Below are 18,633 nucleotides of genomic sequence, written 5' to 3'. Positions count from 1 at the left end.
CCCTAAACCAACATGCTGCTTAAAATAAGCCAGTTCATAAAACAACATGCCTCTTAAAACACAAAGGCAAGCCGAAGCCTGCCTTTGTTCATTGATCTATGCAAAGAGTCTAAGACGTCTTTTTACCCTCGCTCGCTTTTGCGTTGCTCGCATTTTGCTCGGTAGCAACCATGTCATCAAATTCAGAAACTCGTGCTAAGAACGCAGGTTTGTCTTTGTTTGGGATCGAACTCGCCAACGGCAAATCGGCTGTCATCGAATCTACGGCACGGTTGCGCACCAGTACCTCGAAGTGCAAGTGTGGGCCTGTTAGACGGCCTGTCGCTCCCGAAAGCGCAATCTTTTGTCCACGCTTAACGTGGTCGCCTTTCTTGACCAAGAAACGGCTCAAGTGCAGATAACGAGTTTTGTACACGCTGTTGTGCTCAACCACTAAGTATTTACCTGCGTAAGGGTGGTTACGAACGGCAATCACTTTGCCATCACCCGTGGAGTAAACTGGTGAACCCACAGGCGTCGCGAAATCGGTGCCATTATGCGGTTGAATGCGGCCTGTTACAGGGTGTCTTCGGTTCGGGTTAAACGGAGACGTAATACGTCGGAATTGTTTATCGACTGGATAGCGGTTAAAGGCTTGCTCTAGGCTGTTTCCATCACGGTCATAGAAGCGACCATCTTCAGCCAAAAACGCTTCTACGTCTTTACCACGCATCTTGATGGCAATGCCCTGCACTTCGGTATTGCCTGTTAAATGGTCATCGACGTACTGACGACGCACCAACACATGAAAGCTATCGCCAGCACGCAGTTCACGGGCAAAATTCACTTTGTCACGAAGCACGCGCGTAATGTTAGCAATCTGGGTGGTGGTTAATCCTTGTCGGTGCGCAGAAGATGAGAAACTGCCGTTGATCTCACCAGAGTACATTTCCTCACGCCATTCTCCCGGCTCTTCAACAAAGTCATAAGCAAATGTGCCATCGTCGTTCTGCGTGTAAATCGAACGTTCAACAAGGCTTTCGTGGAAAATCACTTGTTGCAGTGTCTTGGTGTCTCTATCTACCACAAACTCAAGGTGGTCACCTGGTTTGATGGTATCCAGTTTCAAGGAAGTTAAATCGGCTTCAAGTAGCTTTTGCGTGGTTTCGTATGGGACGCCCCACGAGGAGAAAATCGTGCTAAGTGTGTCACCTACTTTAACGAAATAGTGAATACGTGCAATGTTTTCGTGATCTTGTGTTGCCAGTTTGGCGCTTGGTGTCGTGTCGTCGGCCTGAGGCTCATGTACGTGAGTGCCCTCTAGCTCGGAATAAGGCGTGACCTTAATGGTGATTTCTTCTGGTTTCGTTTCTGCTTGATAGGTGAGATAGGCTGCAAGAGAGAATGCGGTAGCAGCGACAGCAATGAGTGAATAACGAACAAACTTCATAGTACTTGGGATAATCGGAAACAGTAATTGTTATGTTATAACATCTGAATATCAAAATTTAAACATTGCGTATTTGAGAACTTTGTTTCTAAGCTTTTCTAGTCTCACTAAGCGCCTATTTTGCTTAAATAAACCTTACTGTAAAAAAGGGTAAATTCCTCTTACCCTCTCTATGATTGCGTGATCCCAGTTTAGTTCACTCTACTACTCACAACTTCTATGAATTCTATATCAACTGTCGATCTTTTAAGCGTTCGAGAATAAAATCCACGCGTTGTTCGATACTCATCGTCGGCACTTCTATCAACTCATAACCATATTGATGATATGCCTCTATCATAGCTTGATACGTTCTTACGGCTTCCGCAAAGTCTTGTTTTCGTTCTTCATCATTAGCAAAAATGGCTTCCCAAGGCGGAAAGATAAAGACAGGGTTGGCGTAACGGATACGCTGACACGCATCCATTAATGCTTGTGGAATGGGTAAGTTTTCTAATTGGCTATAACCGTATGAATCCACAATACAGCGGTCAAAGAAGACAAGCTCATTGAGTTCTTCGAAGGCTTGATGGTGTTCTTTCTCTTCACGTACCATCTCATCACGAAAGGCTGTTTTGTCTTTCCACGGTAAAGCATCACCATCCAGAGCAACTTGCTGTTTAATCACTTTGCGCCCCACTTCTGGCGCGCAAGCGTAACCAAGCTCAATCAGCTTTTCTATTACAGAGGTTTTGCCCGCACCTGGGCCACCTGTAAATACGATTAGGTTGTTCATGTAGACCTCGATTGTTGAAGCGTAATGTTCGCCTTCCGCCCTTTTATGTCGGTCTTCGGTTATTCTCGAATCGGTGTTGTAGAAGAAGTTTGATCTCTGAAAGAAGCCAGTTAATCAATGGGGTATCTTGAGTTTGATAGAGGTAATAGGCGTACACATCCATATTTTGCTTGGGTAAGCCTGTGCTGGAATTAACCGTAGGATGAATAGCGACGATATCGTCTGGAAGTGTCGTCATGACACTGGCGACTGGGAAGAAGGCATCAGAATGTCGGATGGCATTAAAGTTAACCTCCGGCGAATCCGATTTCAACAAAATATCCGGAACATGACCAGCTTTTAACATGCTCTGCTCTGCCGTTTCGTGTCTTGTTTGCCAATCTGGAGTACGAATCAACACCATTGGATACTTGGCTAAATCATGAATGGTAACAACATCGAGTTGTGTGAGCGGATGCCCTTGTCTGACACAAAACATGAAGTGGTTCTTGGGCATCAACTCTTGTTTGATCTGTTTGGAATACCCTTCTGGGCCGTAATCCAAAGCGACGTGGATTTTTCGAGATAACAAAGCCGATTCTACTTGAGAACGCCAATTGCATTCGTCAGTGCAAGACAAATAACTGGTTCAATGGTTAAGCGCTTTCATGCTGGAACTAAAATATGCACTTAAGTGCATTATTTAACTATTAATTAATGGCGAATTAAACGTAGTCACAAAACAATGAAATGGCTGGCGAAAACGTCAGTGTTCCACTCGATTGTTGTGTTTTTCAAGATCTCCGAGTGGTTAGCCAAGCACTCTTATGTATCTAGTAGTCATTGACTCGCGCGGATGATCCCCAAGTCCACGCCCTTTTTTTATGTGTTAAACCAAAATCGGACATCCAAAGCAAACAGACGCAAATATCCTTACTAAAAACACTGTTTCTGTAATTTTATTTCATAATTATCGAAACCATCATAAGGATAATTCGAACTAATCTTAATTCATGCAGCTTCAGTTACATTTGCTTTCTTTTACTCACTTCTCGCGACTATTAGCGGTATTTTGAGACAATTTCCTACACTCCTTTCTTTGTCTTAGTTGATATAAATCATGGTTAGAAGAAAACAGCATCACCTGTATTTCTCGATACATGAATCCAAACTGCCCGATTTTTCGTAACTAAATTACAGATAGACACGATTTTTAGCACGGCACGTTTTTGAGGAACCAAGATGTTAGATACCCTCATGCTGTCGCGGATCCAGTTCGCGGCCAATATCAGCTTTCATATTCTCTTCCCGACCATCACCATCGCGTTGGCGTGGATGTTGGTGTTTTTCAAGTGGCGATATAACCGCACACAAGCCCCCGTATGGCTCGATGTTTATTACTTCTGGGTCAAGATATTCGCTCTTACTTTCGCCTTAGGTGTGGTATCCGGCATTACGATGAGTTTCCAGTTTGGTACCAACTGGCCAGGCTTTATGGAACGAGTCGGAAACGTAGCAGGACCGTTGCTCGGATACGAAGTGATGACCGCCTTCTTTATGGAAGCGACCTTCCTTGGCGTGATGCTTTTTGGGCGAGGACGAGTACCGGAATGGGTTCATACTCTCGCCACCGTTCTGGTTGCTGTTGGGACAAGTATGTCCGCATTTTGGATTCTGGTGCTTAACAGCTGGATGCACACACCAAGCGGCTATGAAGTGATTGACGGTATTGTGCATGTAACCAGTTGGAAGGAAGTCATTTTCAACCCTTCATTGCCGTACCGTCTTCTACACACGCTATTAGCATCGGCGCTTACTGCCAGCTTCTTGATTGCGGGTATCTCGGCTTATCAAATAATGAAAAAGCCAGATCATCGCTCAGCCAAACTTGGCCTAAAAGTCGCGTTGTTTGCGGCGGCTGGATTCATCCCGGGACAAATCTTTGTCGGTGACCTTCACGGGTTAAACACGCTTGAACATCAACCTGCAAAAATCGCAGCGATGGAAGGAGTGTGGGAGACCGAGCAAGGCGCGCCTCTTCTTCTGTTTGCGATGCCAAATGAAGAAACTCGCAGCAATGATTTTGAAGTGGGCATCCCGAAGTTAGCAAGTTTGATTCTTACTCATGAATTAGACGGCGAGATCCAAGGCCTCAACGAGTTTGCGCCTGACCACCCACCAGTGAAGCCCTTGTTCTTTGGTTTCCGCGTGATGGTTGGTGTCGGTGTTCTTATGCTGCTGGTTAGCTGGTATGGCGCGGTGAAGCTAGCACGTAAAAAAGCGCTACCTAAACCTTACCTGTACACGGTATTAGCGATGACGTTCTCTGGTTGGATAGCCACACTGGCGGGTTGGTATGTTACTGAGATTGGTCGACAACCTTGGTTGGTCAGCGGTGTATTGCGTACATCAGAAGCCGTCACCACGGTTGCGAGCAGTAGTGTGATGACTTCGCTCATTATGTACTTAGCCATTTACGCGGCATTGCTGGTTGCGTACATCCATACCCTGTTCTATTTGGCGCGCAAAGACGTTGCAGCCCATGAAGTCCCACTGACACAACAAGAGGCCTAATCATGCTCGACTATCTACCAGAAATTTATCTTCTGCTGCTTGGTTTCTCGGTCTTTATGTATGCCGTGCTCGACGGCTACGATCTTGGCGTCGGTATCCTTTTACCGAGTGATAATGAAGCGCAACGTGACCGAATGATAGCGTCTATCGGCCCTTTCTGGGATGCGAATGAAACGTGGTTAGTGTTAGCCGTTGGTATTCTGCTGATTGCCTTTCCTACTGCTCATAGCTTGATTTTGACGGAACTTTATATGCCGACCGCGATTATGCTTATCGCACTGATCATGCGTGGCGTGGCGTTCGACTTCCGCGCCAAAGCGAACTCGGATCATAAGCCTCATTGGGATTGGTGCTTCAGAATTGGCTCGCTAATCACCGCACTAACTCAGGGTTACATGGTGGGTCGTTACATCATGGGGTTTGAGCAATCAACCGAAGCATTTGGCTTTGCATGGTTAAGCGCACTTTGTGTAACGGCGGCGTATGTTTACATCGGTGGCGCATGGTTGGTACTGAAAACGGAGGGTGATTTGCAAATACGTTCAGCACGTTGGTCTCGTCGTGCTGGTTGGTTAGCGGCGTTGGGTATCTTGGTAGTGAGCGTTGTAAACCCGATTGTAAATCAACAAGTGGCCCTGCGCTGGTTCAGCTTCCCAGAAGTCTTGTTGCTTGCCCCAGTTCCGCTGATTGTGTTTGCGACCATCTTCCTCGTTGATCGCTATTTGCGTCAGGTTCCAATGGTGAATGATCTGGGTGTGCGCTGGCCTTTCTTTGGTGTCACCGTCATTTTCGCGTTGAGCTTTCTTGGTCTTGCGTATAGCTTCTTCCCAGAAGTTGTGCCGGGATTAATGACCGCACAAGAAGCCGCTTCATCACCTGCGACCTTAATGATTGTGGGCTACGGTGTGATGATTGTTATGCCGATGATTTTACTTTACACCTTTATGGTGTATCGAATCTTCAAAGGCAAAGCGACAGAGCTTAGCTACAAGTAGACAAGACAATTACCTACATAGAAACGCCGCTGATTTAGCGGCGTTTTTGTTTCTACTCACAAGTCACATAAGCCCTATTTCTTGTTGTTTCTCCAGATTTGATAACCACTTTCTTGCGTCGCCTTACCCAACAAGTGTGCCGCTACCGGGGCGGTAATAAAGATAAACAACATAGTGCCAATCACTCGTGAAATTACCGTGATATCCGGTATCGCAATCGCCACCGCCAATAACAACGAAGCTAAGCCCACCGTACCAGCTTTGGTTGCAGCGTGCATTCGCGTGTAAAGGTCAGGCATTCGTAAGATCCCAAGACTCGCGATGAGCGTAAACAAGGTTCCGAGACAGAGTAAAATCCCTACAATAATGTCCATTACACCTCTCCTTTTCTTTTGAAGATCAACCTTGCAAAGGCAATGGTTCCGAGGAAGGCCACTAGACCGAGCGTGATAGCAATATCCAATAAGGATTGTTGCCCACTATCTAAGGTATAAACAGCAATAAAGCCCACTGTCACAAATGAAATCAGATCAAGCGCTATCACTCTATCGGCCAAAGTTGGACCAAGAACCAAACGAATGAATGCCATCACAACACTGAGCAACAAACCAATATAAGCGAATGTGATGCTCATCTGTAACCAACTACCCACTTGTAATCCATCAGCCACGCGTCACCTCCAAAATCCGTTTTTCTAAGCCGTCTTTGATTTCTCGAATTACCTTTTCATGCTCGGGTGCAAACATCGCGTGCACAACCATGTGCTTCTTATCTGGCGTGACGTCTAAGCTCAAGCTTCCCGGAGTAAGTGAAACCATGTTAGCGAGCAAGGAGATCTCTAAATCTGACTCAACATCTAACGGTACATAAACAATATCTGGGTCACTCAAATGGGTTGGCGTGACCACATCCCAGACGACTCTGGCTACCGATATCACCATCTCATAACAGAAGAAAAGAAACAGGCCGACCAAAGCACGGAAGCGTCGGAAGTAACTGGTTTTCAACCCAAACGGTTGACTGAGTCGCAACGCCAAAAAGCCAACAACAAAGCCAAGAATAAAGTTCGTGCCTGTATAGTTGCCGTTTAGCAGCATCCAAGCCAGAGCGAGAAACAAATTCAAAAACAGATAAATCATTGGTTCCCTCCCGATGTATTCAATACCACGCGTTCAGCTATCTCGCTGTCAGCTATTGCAGTGTCAGCCAAAGCACTCTCTCCAAGAACCGCTTTTACGTAAGCTTGTGGCTCTATCAACTGATCTGCTGCGAGTTCTGCAAATTGATAAAACGGCTCGGCTGCCAAACCAATAATCAGACTTAAGGTGGTCAATGTGGCTATTGGCACGCAATACAATCCTTTTGTGTACTTGTTCATTGGCTGCGCTTTCAGTGTTTGCTGAGACTTTTTCCAAAACACTTCGTTCCAGATCTTGGTCATCGAGAACACAGTTAACAGACCAACTAAGAGCGCGGCCCCTGCAAGCCAATACAACTCGGTTTGCAAACTAGATTTGATGACCAGGAACTTGCCCCAGAAGCCCGACAAAGGTGGAAACCCCGCTAAAGAGAATGCAGGAATGAGAAACAAGAAAGCGAGCCAAGGCATGGCTTTGTATACGCCGCCCAATTGCCCCAGGTTGCCCGAGCCATATTTACGCTCGATAAAGCCGCCAATCAGGAATAAATTTGCTTTCACTATGATGTGGTGCACGATGTAGAAAATCGCGCCCGCAATGGCAAGCGGCGTGTAGATCGCCAATCCCATGATCATGTAACCAATCTGGCTGATGATATGGAAAGAGAGAATCTTTTTAATGTCGTACTGGCTCGCTGCCCCCAATACGCCAGTTAACATCGTAAGCCCTGCCACCCACATCAAAGTCGGCTGCCAACCGCTTTCTGATAACGGGAAAATCAAGGTGAACACACGGATTAATGCGTACACCCCAACCTTGGTGAGCAACGCAGCGAATAGTGCGACAACCGCGCTCGGCAACGTATTGTAAGAAGCAGGTAGCCAAGCAAAAACAGGAAACAACGCCGCTTTAATGGCAAACGCGAATAGGAACAGTACCGCGAGCAAGGTTTTGGTGTCAGACGGAATCAGTGCGGCTTTGGCGTGTAAATCTGCGAGGTTCAAAGTCCCTGTAGCACCGTAGAGTAAGCCAATCGCGAGCAAGAAGACCAAGGTCGAAATCAGATTGAGCATCACGTACTTCACTGCTCCATCCACTTGTTGCTTTGATCCATCTAAGATCATCAAGCCAAACGATGCTATCAACATCACCTCGAACCACACGTAGAGGTTGAAAATGTCGCCAGTAAGAAACGCGCCATACACGCCGGCCAACAAGACATGCATTAGCGCATGAAACGTGCCGTAAGACGCCTTTTCTTGCAGATCGCCCATGGCGTAGAACACGCTCACTACACCAATAATGGCCGTCACCATCACCATGGCAACGGCAAGATAATCCGCCACAAAAACAATGCCAAATGGCGCCGCCCATTGACCGAATGCCACTGCTTGTGGACCGCCGTTGATGACATCGTGCGTCAACAATGCTGCAATCACCAAGGTTGCCAATGCACTTGTGCCACTTATCGCATCCACCAGCGCTATGTTACGCTTCGTGCAGAAGATGGCGACTGCGGTAAGAAGTGAAACAACTACGGGTAACGTCAACCAAATCGTCGTCATTCATCCTCCTCAGAATGTCGCATCGCATCCACATCTGCCGAGCCTGCTTCAGAATATGCACGGTAAAACAGCATTAATGCGAACACCAACAAGCCAAAGCCAATCACAATGGCAGTCAGAATTAAGGCTTGAGGAAGCGGGTTTGCCGCACCTACTGGTGGCAACACTGAATTCGCCTCGATCAATGGCGGTAGTCCGGGAGTTAAACGTCCGGCAGTGAAAATCGCGATGTTCACCGCACTGCTCAACAAGATCAAACCGAATAGTAAGCGTAAGATGTGTCGTTCAAGCATGAGATAGACACCAGCCGCGACAAACACACCGACCACGAGACTCCATAGTATTTCCATCAGTCCAACTCCTCATTTACGCGCAGTAACATCCCCATGACACCGCCAATAATGGCTAGATAGATGCCGACATCGAATATCAGCGGTGTGCCAAGTGGCAGAATGTCTTTCCACCACAAACCCGTTAAGAACGGCAAATTGAAGGCAAAGCTCATTAGGCCAGCCACAAAACTTAAGAAAATGCCAAACAGAGCAATGCTAAATGGCGCGTAATACAAGCGGTCACGAACATACTTTGGCGATTCTGCAAACATCAGTAGCGCAAAACCAATCACAGCGATCAGCGCACCAATAAAGCCGCCACCCGGCTCGTTGTGACCTCGTAATAAAAGATAAAGTGAGAACACCAACATCAACGCTGCAACGATGTGTGCGGTAGTCGCAAAGATAAGGGAACGGATACGGTTGCGTTTGTGATAGTGCGTTTTCAACAAGCTAACCGCAGCGATCCCCGCCATTACGACCACAATCACCTCGCCTAACGTATCGAAGGCTCGGAAATCGACTAAAATCACGTTGACGATGTTGCGTCCATGCCCACTGGGAACGCTATTCTCTGCGAAGAAATCAGCCAGAGTGGAATCTAAAGGTTGTGCGGTGATGTTTATCAACAACGCCGTTACCGACATACCAATCACACCTGCTATCGCCCCATGCAGTAATCTTCGACGTACAGAATGTTGTGGCACCGTCAATAAACCCGGGATGTGGCGTATCAAGAGCACCACAAATACGACCATCAAGGTTTCTACCAACAACAAGGTTTTCGCGACATCTGGTGCGCTGTAAAGCATAAAGACTAAGGTGGTCATAAAGCCCACCACGCCAAGGGCAGAGACCGCCAGCAAACGAGACGTGGTAAAGGTGCAGACTAAGGCAGCCCCAATGAGCAACAGTGCAATGCTGATTTCGTAGAAACTAATGTCTGCTAATGCAGCAAAGCGAGCTTGTGGGATCACTAACGGGCTACTCAACAGCAATCCAGCCAGCACGATAAAGAACAACAACACATAATGGCTTAAGCGCTTTTGCTGCAATAACTGCGTTTGCCATTTCGCCAAACGCATCATGCCAGCCATGATTTTGTCGAAAATGGACTCTGCTGTTGGCAACACAGGAACATTACGCTGCCACCCAACCAACAACCTTGGGTAGACTCGATACAATACAAAACCGAGTAACAAAGTTAATGCGCTGAGCGCCAACGGAAGATTCACGCCCTGCCACAGCTTGGCTGCTTGCGGTGCGGAGTCAGGCAAGCTCGACAAAACACCCGGAACAACCACATTGTTGTTGATCCACCCTAAGCCAAATAACGGCGCAAGCACACTGGCTATGGCAAGCAGCATTGCTGGTATCCATAACCCTTTACTGGCTTCCACTTTCTTGGCTGGCGTTGGATTACCTTCATACGTCGCGAAGAAAGGTTTAACAATGAGCGCCAACGCTAGTGCCACCATGGTGACGTTAACCAGAAGGAATATCGTAGTCAGGATGACACTCACTTCCAGACCGGATTTGTACATGTACTCTTTGCTTAAGAAGCCGAGTAGCGGTGGTACACCTGATTTAGACAAGGCGGCAAGGATTGCGGCTATAACACTGAGTACAAGGACTGCTTTCAAACCATGCAGCATTCGAATATCACGCGTCCCTGTCGCTTTATCGATATTGCCCACCACCATAAACAGCGCTGCTTTGTAGAACGAGTGCGCCAAGATAAACAGCAGCGCGGCCATCATTGCTAACTCAGTACCCATGCCAATCAATAGCACCAATTTACCTAAGGCGACGTTCGTGCTGTATGCCAGCATTAGCTTCAGATCGGTTTGTTTAAGTGCTAGCAGCGCGCACCATATTGCGGTAAAACCGCCAAAAATACCGAGCGTGTAAAACCAAATCTCGCTGTGTGAATAGATAGGTAACACACGGGCAAGCAAGTACACCCCAGCCTTCACCATAGTGGCAGAATGAAGATAGGCACTCACTGGCGTTGGCGCTGCCATGGCATTGGGTAACCAGAAGTGGAATGGAAACTGCGCCGATTTAGTAAACGCACCGAGTAAGATCAGAATCAACGAAGGCAAAAACCATTTATGTTGTGCAATCAGCGCACTTTGCGCGACGATGGTACTTATCTCATAGCTGCCAGCCATTTCACCCAGCAGTATCAGACCTGCTAATAACGCTAAGCCACCAGCGCCAGTGACAATAAGAGATTGCAATGCATTCTTGCGGGATTTGTCTTTCTCATGATTAAAGCCAATCAAAAGATACGATGTGATGGTGGTGAGTTCCCAAAACACAAAAAGGAGCAGGATATTGTCGCTCGTGACAACTCCGAGCATGGCTAACATGAACAGTGTTAAATACAGGTGGAAAGAGAATCGAGACGAATGCCCCTTCAGGTAAGCCAGTGCGTAAATCTGGATAAGCGCACCGATGCCGCTGATCAAACATGCAAATAGGAAAGACAAGCCATCCAACTTGAAGCTCAGGTTTACATCTAAACCCGGAACCCAAGCCGCTTGCCAACTTACGCCTCCCGGCTCATACCAACTAATGAGCGAGACGAAAATGACTATCGGCAGCAAAGGAAAGATCATAAGAACCAGCGAACGATCTTTTGAGCCTTGTGTGTTTTTATTCCCTATTACGCTATTCAATATCGCCATCCATTTCGTTAGGTTCACACTTGGATGGTGACTCATAGAATCAACGGAAAGACCGCCCTCTCCTGATACTTCAGGCTTCAACCACAATTGTCGATTTGGGTGTTAGAAAGGCAATCCGAGCAAGACAGGTGAACGGATTATCTAGAATGCGAAGGCTTTGAAGCAGACCGCTGAAAACTTAAGTCACGATCATCCATTTCAATATAGACTTATATTCTCAATGGTTCGAGCTACTTGCTGTCGGGGACGACGTAGGAGCGCAAGTCGCTAAAGGTGTTGGCTTGGTTTATTACGTAAGCCGACTCTTCATGCACAAAGTTAAGTGCATCGTAAGAACAGTCGCCGATTTCGTTTCTCGGACACACATGAATGTTCGAGCGTTCAACCATTTCAGTTTGGCAAATAGGACACAGTTTTTTCATACCATCCTCCATTGAGAAGTCATCAGTCTGTCGTGATCGTGCTTACCTCAGTGTTTCTCCTTTCAATATTCGCGAATGACTGGTTATTTAATTGGGGATACAAAACCCTCTGGCTTCATCGCCACCAAAGAGCAATTGATCGATTGGAGAATGTTCTCGGCCGTATTACCAATCACAAACCCTGAAATACCGGTTCGAGCTAAGGTGCCCATGACCAAAACATCGATTTCTGTTTCATCGACACACTCTGGGATTTGGTCATCTGGTTTACCATGCAGATGATGAATCACCATCTCACCAGAGATACCTGAGTCCTCGATCAAACGTTGAAGTGCTTGTTCGTGATTTGCTTTCGCCCGAGACACTTCATTGGCCAACTGCGACTCTTCTACTTGGATCCAGACATGGTTATCTAGATAGTTCTCCAAGTAATGTTCCCAGCAAGAGATAATGTGCAATCGGCTGTCGCACGTGTCTGCAATCGAACGAGACAGTTCCAGCAATCGACGCGAAAGCGCTTGTTGCTCGTCGCTGACCGTCATGGGATCCACGGCAACGGCAATACGTCGTTTGTCTCTTGGTTTAGAAATTGGTCGGTGAAGCCATACCGGGCAAGGACACTTGCGCAATAGCGTCATGTCTATCGCTTTAAAACCTTCAGCTCCTTCACTGAGCGGCTCAGCCTCTTTAATGATCAGGTCGTTATGATTTGTGATGGCTTGTTGGATAATGCAAACCGCTGGTTGTTCACTGCTTTGTACTCGCAACGGAAACGGCACTTGCTCTTCAGCAATGTCGTGTTGTTCACGTAACTTTTTCACACTCTGCTGAAGCGAATCGTGCAAAGATTGCTCGTAGCTTTGTTGATACTGAGCGAGATCGGTAGGAAAGTCTGGACAGGCAATTAAACCTGATACAGGAACGCGATTGTTGGCCGCAATTCTGATCGCTTGACCCAGTGCGTCACTGTGCCCTGGCAGTCCTTGCGTAGCAAAAAGTATGTTCTCGAATCGTCTCATACACACCTCCTTGATTGACTAAATATTAACCAAGTTAAACGGCCTTTTTCTAGCACGTAATTGTAACCACTCATTAGATGAATGATATTTGTTCTCATTCAGTTATTTACGTAACAAATCACCGCAAATACGTGCAAAAATCCCCCTTTCCGGCAGTGACATGTAACAAATTACGTCAATATTGATTAGAAGTTTTCGTCCATACCCCCAACATCCCTACTCATTTTTGCATCTTACACTATGCTTATTCTGGCCAATTTAAAGTCCGTCTTAGATAAAAGGTAAATCCGAAATTCAAAAATTTAATCATGTTAATTAATAACTTAACAACCAAACCCAAGCTTCAAAACAAGTTCAAAACTAGGTTACTAAAAGTTAACTAATTGATATTAAGATCTAGGTCACCATAATAAACCACATAACGCAGTTCGATTTGATGAACGCGCTTACATTCAATGTCAGGCACACAGTGCAAAAATCTCACGGAGAGAAAACTCATGACTGAATTCACTTACTACACAGCTGAAACGGCACCCGAAGAATCAAAAGCATTAGTTGAACAATCGCTAAAAGGTTTTGGTATGTTGCCTAACCTTCATGCGGTTCTCGCAGAAGCACCTGCTACGTACGAGGCTTACAACAAAACGTTTGAACTCTTCATGAAAAACACCACACTCAGTCCGCTTGAACAACAAGTGGTGTTTATGACCTCTAACTTCGAAAACAAGTGTCATTACTGCATTCCTGGTCACACATGGATGATGAAAGCCGGCAAAATGCCAGACGAAGTGATTGAAGCGTTACGTGAAGGCACACCAATTCCAGACGCAAAATTACAAGCCTTGCATGATTTCACTAAAGAGTTACTTGATAACCGCGGTCATATCGGTGACGACAGACTACAAGCGTTCTTGGATGCTGGTTTCACGCAGCGCCAAGCGTTAGAGGTATTGACCGGATTGGCGGCGAAACTGATTTCTAACTTCACCAATGCGCTAGCGCATACTCAACCAGACAAGCCATTCGAGAAATTCGCTTGGACACACCCTAGCGAACGTTAATCACCAAAGTTTCTGATACTTACAAGCCCGGCGATGGACAGATCGTTGGGCTTTTCTAATTCAACAAGAGAAGCTATTCTCAGGCTTTGTTCCTTCACATTTCTCACACCGTTACCCGAGTAAAAACGTGTCCAAAGAACCCAAAAGAATTCAATCCGTTGAGCGAAGCTTTACCATTCTAGAAGCGCTTTCTTTACATAATGCGCCTATGTCATTACAGCAAGTCAGTGAAGCTGTCGCGCTTAATAAAACCACGGTGCACGGTTTACTCGCGACCATGAGTGAGTTGGGATACGTTTCTCGAGTAAAACAGGGCTACACATTGGGACTGCGATTTCGTGATCTCTCCAAGCCACTTGAACAAAAGGACGAATCGATTCGTCGGCACTTTGCTTCTCTCTTAAAGAAGATGGCTCAATTGACAGATAACACCGCCTATCTTGCCGTTCAAAGTGGCGCACAGGAATACCTTTATCTGGATGCCATCGAACGAGATAACCCACTAACGATCCGCAGCCCACGCGGCAAACGTGAGGGGCTAACTACCTCTGCAATTGGTAAAGTCTTTTTGGCCTTTGATGAGGAACTCCGACGACGCTTGCGCTTGCAAGACCAACTCTCCCCGTCGTTAGAGAAAGAGCTGAACGTGGTTGCCGACAATGGTTATGCGTTGGACTTAGAAGAAGCGGAACCGAACTTAAACTGCCTTGCCATCCCGCTCTATCTTGAGGGAGAGCTCGTTGCCGTCGCGGGTGTTAGCGGTCATGCAAAAGAACTAAACCAGCAGCGTTTAATTCATTTTGCGTCCGTCTTTTTGAAACGCTAACACGCCTCCTATCCTCGGGAAAATAACCACTTAGCTTATTGAATTCGACATTGTCGAATCTTGCTAAGTTTGTTCCCTTTCTAGCGCCTTTTGTTCCGGTTCACTCTTAAACTCACCACATACTCAATGAATGTTTAGGAGTTCCCTATGCCTACTGTTTTAATCACTGGTGCAAATCGTGGTCTTGGTTTGGAGTTTGTTCGTCAATACGCAAACAAAGGTTGGCATGTGCTAGCCGCCTGTCGCGCGCCAGAATCAGCAAATGCACTGAATGAACTAGCAAAAAATAACGACAACATTGAGCCATTAACGCTCGATGTAACAAAAGAATCCGACATCAATGCCCTAGCAGATAGTCTGAATGGCCGCCCTATCGACCACTTGATCCTAAATGCAGGCGTGCTTGGTGACGATTGCGCGAAGCTCGGTGAAATGACACAAGCTAAATGGCTAGAAGTGTTAACGATCAATACCGTTGCTCCTGCTCTACTTATCCAAGCGTTACAAGACAACGTTGCAGCTAGTGAACTCAAAACCATCGTCGGTATCTCGACTCGCGTCGCAAGCCTTGGTGATAACAGCTCAGGCAACATGTACAGCTACCGTACGTCTAAAGCGGCACTGAACCAAATTCTGGTATCAGCAGCGCAGAACCTTCGCGAGAAAGAAGTGAAAACATTGGCGATTCATCCGGGCTGGGTACAAACCGATATGGGTGGCAAAGACGCGACCTTTACCGCCGAGCAAAGTGTGTCTGGCATTATTAATGTTGCGTCAAACTTAACGCTAGAAGAATCTGGCAGCTTCCGAGTATTCGATGGCTCAAGCATTGAGTGGTAATCGGTACACAGAAGCCAACCAGTTTCTTTTCTCATGGCACATTAATTAGCCATTATTTAGTTGAGACTTTAAGACCAAACGAGAGAATGAAGGCGCTAACAACACGTTAGTTCTCCAATCCAATTAGCTACACACTCCTTTGTATCTTGTGGTCTTTGACACGCGCGGCCGTCGCCGCGCATTTTTTTACTCAAATGTTCAACGACGCGAGATTAAAACGTTAGTCTTGCTCTAAGGCCAAAGATCAACGCATTTTCCTCGCTTGGATTCCACGCTAAATCACTGACGTACTGAAGATTAGGAGTCAAGGACAGCGCACCAAACTGCATACGGTAGTAGATTTCTGCGTTGACTATCTCGTCGATCTCCATCGGTAAGTTCGGCTTAGCCCATCCCACGGCCATGCCCAAAGTATTACCATCAAAGCCTAAGTATCCGGTTCCGAACGTGAACGATGATTCGTACAGTGATTCATCGCCGTGTGAGACTCCCGCTCTGACAAACGGCATCCAATCACCCATAAGGTAGGTTGCAGAAACATTCACACCGTAGTTTTCAGTTTCTTGTTCCTGTTTTCCATCACTGTGCCATAAGGTCATGTGGATGTTCTGAACATAGAAAGCATCTTTCGCCCCTATCCAACCAATTTCCAAAGACTTAAAGTACTGGTTATCACGCACGATGTGGCTCAACCCGTCAAACGGTTCCGTTGAATCGGCGAGCGCATCCGAAAAGCTCACTAAGCCATAAAAATTATCCGAAGTAATATGCCTTAGAGTGAAACCTAAAGTGGACTCATCTGGAATTGGGATCGTACCAACACCGGTGCTGAATTGGAGATTTGAAAAGCCAGCATAAGGATTACCAAGCGCGTAAGTATCGACATAATCCGTACTGTCGAGGAACCCGACCATCAGTTCGGTATTTTGTTGGTTGAACTCTTGTCGCCAGTACAAATTGGTTAATCGAAGACCAATGTCGCTGAATGCAGGTTGAATGATGCCGTAACCACCTAAATTATCGAATATGTACATCAGCGGTACATCATTAGTTAAACGATGTTTGTGATCGACTCGAAGTTGGACTTGCCCAACATTGCCACTCTGATCCTCAAACGCCGTCCAGTTTGCGGTAACACGACCGATACCAGAAACCGCATAGTCGTCTTTGCCTTCCATCGCGGCACCCGAGCCAAGACCGAAAAGAAAGTAGTCTCCGTTAATTTTCAAATTGCCGTCGACATACGCTGCACTCACAGGCACCGAACTTAACAAAACACCTAATAATCCAGTGTATTGTAAAGCGCTTATTTGTTTTTTTGATTTTCTGTTCGAGTGATTATTCTTCGTGTGATTAATTGTCATTTTTAACGTCCTTTAATTGTTTCTATCGTTATTGCTTGACGAAATACTTAAATAAAAAATCCTTCTTCAATGAGAAACTCTCAGACTATTCATTTAAATGGGACATCGAAATTTAAATAGAGATATCCGCACCTTAATGGAAACATCAGGTGTCATTTCAATTCGTAAAACGAATTCAGGTCATATTAGTTGGCTTTTATATTCGAGTATTCGTCATGAATATTGAATTTATCCCGTGAACATGGGGATAACATCAAGTAATGTCAGCAAGTGGATGACCATGACCGCGATACCAAAAAGTAAAGAAGCCCACAGCACGGCACTTCCGCCCTTTACCGTAAAAGTAGGCTCTGCACTCTTATCGTTAGAGTCTTCGCGGATGTCGTCTGCTTTTCGCTGAGCTCTCAGTTTGGCAACCAGAGCCGCTGGAATAATACAGGCCCAGATTGCCGCAGCGAACGCTGCATAGCCGATGGCAATAAGAAACCCAAACGGGAATAGTAAAGAAAGAACCAGTGGAGGGATAAAGGTTACGCACCAAGTTTTGGTTCTACCTTCTTTGGTGTCATCAAATTTGAATAGGTCGGCAAGGAAATCAAACACGCCAAGTCCTACTCCAATAAAGCTTGATAAAATAGCAGCGACAGAGAAGGCACTGATGACTTGTGAGATAAACGTCACTTCAATCACTTTGCTCAGCTGATTCAAGAGCGCATCTGCATTGCCACCCGCTTCAATGACATGGCTGAATTCACCACGAGGTAAGTTACCATATATTGAGAGCAGCCAAGCGCTATAAACCACAAACGCAATCACCGTTCCGCCTATCAACGCCTTACCCGCTTTACGTTCACTTTGGTAGTAGTCTCTCAAGGAAGACACCGAGTGATGATAGCCAAACGAAGCAAGCGCAATTGGCAACATAGGCGCCACGTAAAGCACGTAGTTCGCGCCCTCGTCACCGGAATTCAACAACACGGACAGATCGATTTGGCTTGCTAATCCTGAGATCCCAAACACAAACGAGATAACCATGAAAAGGATCAGCAGTACTGAAATTCGGTCCACCCAACGCGTTGAATGCCAAACGAAAAAAGAAAACACCATCACATACAACAATGAGGTCACTTTGGCATTGACTGAAAACATATCCGCCAATACCAACCCAGCAGAGGTAATGTAGGCGTACAACAGGATACCGCCAACAAAATACACCGCTAAGTTATTGATGATACTGATAGGTTTACCTAACACGGTTTCAGTTACCGTGCTGAACGATGCCTTGTAAGGAAAGGAAGAGTACGCTTCAAGCAGAAGCCAACCGGAGAACGTCATGATGATCATAGTGCCGAATAGAATCAGCAACGCCCACCATGTCCATGCGCCTGATGCTGCGGTAGGCAAGCCAAGCATACCAGCACCAACACAAACACACGCAATAATACAAGCACCACCATAAACAGAGGGAGACTTATTCATACTGATGCTCCTTAATATGGTCTACACACATCTGACCCAGCGAATCAATTCGTGCTTCTGCACAATAACTCCATTTCTTCCAATATAGTGTTTTATCTTTTGGTGTTAATAATTCAACATTGTTTATATTTATCATTACTT

18 protein-coding genes are annotated in these 18,633 nt (G+C 46.1%); 5 read left to right on the top strand and 13 right to left on the bottom strand.

Features of this window, described 5'->3' with window-relative positions; genetic code table 11:
- Positions 1 to 109: 109 nt before the first annotated feature.
- From ATB78_RS15715 to ATB78_RS15705, 3 genes are all read right to left on the bottom strand, one after another.
- Positions 110 to 1,429, bottom strand: coding sequence for a peptidoglycan DD-metalloendopeptidase family protein (locus tag ATB78_RS15715; RefSeq protein WP_061009163.1), 1,320 nt, complete (start codon positions 1,427 to 1,429; stop codon positions 110 to 112).
- 226 nt (positions 1,430 to 1,655) lie between these two features.
- The gene (locus ATB78_RS15710; protein ID WP_061009162.1) at positions 1,656 to 2,204 is read right to left on the bottom strand and encodes an ATP-binding protein; all 549 of its coding nucleotides are present in this window, start codon (positions 2,202 to 2,204) and stop codon (positions 1,656 to 1,658) included.
- 43 nt (positions 2,205 to 2,247) lie between these two features.
- The gene (locus tag ATB78_RS15705; RefSeq protein ID WP_276279125.1) at positions 2,248 to 2,823 is read right to left on the bottom strand and encodes a substrate-binding domain-containing protein; all 576 of its coding nucleotides are present in this window, start codon (positions 2,821 to 2,823) and stop codon (positions 2,248 to 2,250) included.
- 602 nt (positions 2,824 to 3,425) lie between these two features.
- Here ATB78_RS15705 and ATB78_RS15700 point away from each other — a divergent pair.
- Positions 3,426 to 4,757 carry a cytochrome ubiquinol oxidase subunit I gene (locus tag ATB78_RS15700; RefSeq protein ID WP_061009161.1) on the top strand — a complete coding sequence of 444 codons (1,332 nt, stop codon included), beginning with the start codon at positions 3,426 to 3,428 and terminating at the stop codon, positions 4,755 to 4,757.
- A gap of 2 nt (positions 4,758 to 4,759) precedes the next feature.
- Positions 4,760 to 5,752, top strand: coding sequence for a cytochrome d ubiquinol oxidase subunit II (locus ATB78_RS15695; protein ID WP_061009160.1), 993 nt, complete (start codon positions 4,760 to 4,762; stop codon positions 5,750 to 5,752).
- 74 nt (positions 5,753 to 5,826) lie between these two features.
- On the opposite strand, the gene mnhG is transcribed toward ATB78_RS15695, so the two are convergent.
- The 8 genes from mnhG to ATB78_RS15655 form a co-directional block, all read right to left on the bottom strand.
- On the bottom strand, positions 5,827 to 6,126 hold the full coding sequence (gene mnhG, locus ATB78_RS15690; protein WP_045384992.1) for a monovalent cation/H(+) antiporter subunit G: 300 nt from the start codon (positions 6,124 to 6,126) through the stop codon (positions 5,827 to 5,829).
- Positions 6,126 to 6,404, bottom strand: a complete 279-nt coding sequence (locus ATB78_RS15685; RefSeq protein WP_032802226.1) for a cation:proton antiporter — start codon at positions 6,402 to 6,404, stop codon at positions 6,126 to 6,128. The genes mnhG and ATB78_RS15685 overlap by 1 nt, the downstream gene beginning before the upstream one ends.
- A 10-nt stretch (positions 6,405 to 6,414) precedes the next feature.
- Positions 6,415 to 6,891, bottom strand: a complete 477-nt coding sequence (locus ATB78_RS15680; RefSeq protein ID WP_038896553.1) for a Na+/H+ antiporter subunit E — start codon at positions 6,889 to 6,891, stop codon at positions 6,415 to 6,417.
- Positions 6,888 to 8,456: a proton-conducting transporter membrane subunit gene (locus ATB78_RS15675; RefSeq protein WP_061009159.1), complete on the bottom strand. Its 1,569-nt coding sequence runs from the start codon at positions 8,454 to 8,456 to the stop codon at positions 6,888 to 6,890. Before ATB78_RS15675 ends, ATB78_RS15680 begins: the two co-directional genes overlap by 4 nt.
- A complete protein-coding gene (locus tag ATB78_RS15670) occupies positions 8,453 to 8,806 on the bottom strand; it encodes a Na+/H+ antiporter subunit C (RefSeq protein WP_061009158.1) in 354 nt (117 codons plus the stop codon). The genes ATB78_RS15675 and ATB78_RS15670 overlap by 4 nt, the downstream gene beginning before the upstream one ends.
- Complete coding sequence (mbhE, locus tag ATB78_RS15665; RefSeq protein ID WP_061009318.1) at positions 8,806 to 11,412, bottom strand: hydrogen gas-evolving membrane-bound hydrogenase subunit E; 2,607 nt, start codon at positions 11,410 to 11,412, stop codon at positions 8,806 to 8,808. The genes ATB78_RS15670 and mbhE overlap by 1 nt, the downstream gene beginning before the upstream one ends.
- A 299-nt stretch (positions 11,413 to 11,711) precedes the next feature.
- Positions 11,712 to 11,903: a hypothetical protein gene (locus tag ATB78_RS15660; protein ID WP_045384984.1), complete on the bottom strand. Its 192-nt coding sequence runs from the start codon at positions 11,901 to 11,903 to the stop codon at positions 11,712 to 11,714.
- A gap of 83 nt (positions 11,904 to 11,986) precedes the next feature.
- Positions 11,987 to 12,922, bottom strand: a complete 936-nt coding sequence (locus tag ATB78_RS15655; RefSeq protein ID WP_061009157.1) for a universal stress protein — start codon at positions 12,920 to 12,922, stop codon at positions 11,987 to 11,989.
- A gap of 497 nt (positions 12,923 to 13,419) precedes the next feature.
- Between ATB78_RS15655 and ATB78_RS15650 the strand changes: the two genes are divergently transcribed.
- The 3 genes from ATB78_RS15650 (at position 13,420) to ATB78_RS15640 (ending at position 15,649) form a co-directional block, all read left to right on the top strand.
- A complete protein-coding gene (locus tag ATB78_RS15650) occupies positions 13,420 to 13,983 on the top strand; it encodes a carboxymuconolactone decarboxylase family protein (RefSeq protein WP_039839501.1) in 564 nt (187 codons plus the stop codon).
- Between the two features lie 127 nt (positions 13,984 to 14,110).
- On the top strand, positions 14,111 to 14,809 hold the full coding sequence (locus tag ATB78_RS15645; RefSeq protein WP_061009156.1) for an IclR family transcriptional regulator: 699 nt from the start codon (positions 14,111 to 14,113) through the stop codon (positions 14,807 to 14,809).
- Positions 14,810 to 14,956: 147 nt separating this feature from the next.
- On the top strand, positions 14,957 to 15,649 hold the full coding sequence (locus tag ATB78_RS15640) for an SDR family oxidoreductase (RefSeq protein WP_061009155.1): 693 nt from the start codon (positions 14,957 to 14,959) through the stop codon (positions 15,647 to 15,649).
- Positions 15,650 to 15,861: 212 nt separating this feature from the next.
- Here ATB78_RS15640 and ATB78_RS15635 read toward each other — a convergent pair whose 3' ends face one another.
- The gene (locus ATB78_RS15635) at positions 15,862 to 17,013 is read right to left on the bottom strand and encodes a carbohydrate porin (protein ID WP_081096607.1); all 1,152 of its coding nucleotides are present in this window, start codon (positions 17,011 to 17,013) and stop codon (positions 15,862 to 15,864) included.
- A 228-nt stretch (positions 17,014 to 17,241) separates the two neighbouring features.
- Entirely contained in the window at positions 17,242 to 18,492 is a 1,251-nt protein-coding gene (locus tag ATB78_RS15630) for an aromatic amino acid transporter (protein WP_061009154.1), read from the bottom strand.
- Positions 18,493 to 18,633 lie beyond the last annotated feature (141 nt).

This window comes from Vibrio sp. CUB2, from assembly GCF_001557945.1.
Lineage (GTDB): Bacteria > Pseudomonadota > Gammaproteobacteria > Enterobacterales > Vibrionaceae > Vibrio > Vibrio owensii.
The sequence above is the reverse complement of the archived record's forward strand: the minus strand, read 5'-3'. Positions and strand labels throughout refer to the sequence as shown.